This window comes from Halomonas sp. LC1 (genome assembly GCF_030247125.1).
In the GTDB taxonomy this organism is placed as follows: domain Bacteria; phylum Pseudomonadota; class Gammaproteobacteria; order Pseudomonadales; family Halomonadaceae; genus Vreelandella.
In genome coordinates, this window is record NZ_JASSPG010000024.1 from 1 (window position 1) to 288 (window position 288).

Here is a 288-nt window from a genome sequence, read left to right on the forward strand (position 1 = left end):
CCCACTTCCTTGAGCAGCCGGCTGTTCTTGGCGATTCCCACGATGTAGTCGACGTGATGCCGATCGCACCAGTTCAGCATCCGGGGACGACAAAAGTGGCTATCACCTCGTAACACGATGCGGGTATCGGGCCAGTATTGGCGGATAAAGCGTACCAGTAAGGCGAGGATGGCCCAGCTATGGCGGCTGTCGCTGCGGTCACTGGTGCGCAGATAGCTCACCAGTAAGTGGCGCCCACAGAAGACATACAGCGGGAAGTAACAGTGGTGATCGTAATAACGGTTAAAA

General features: G+C 55.9%; 1 protein-coding gene. It reads right to left on the bottom strand.

Going from position 1 to position 288, the window contains the following annotated elements:
* A partial coding sequence (locus QIT27_RS17000; protein ID WP_285264493.1) for a transposase occupies positions 1-288 on the bottom strand: 288 nt, incomplete at both ends.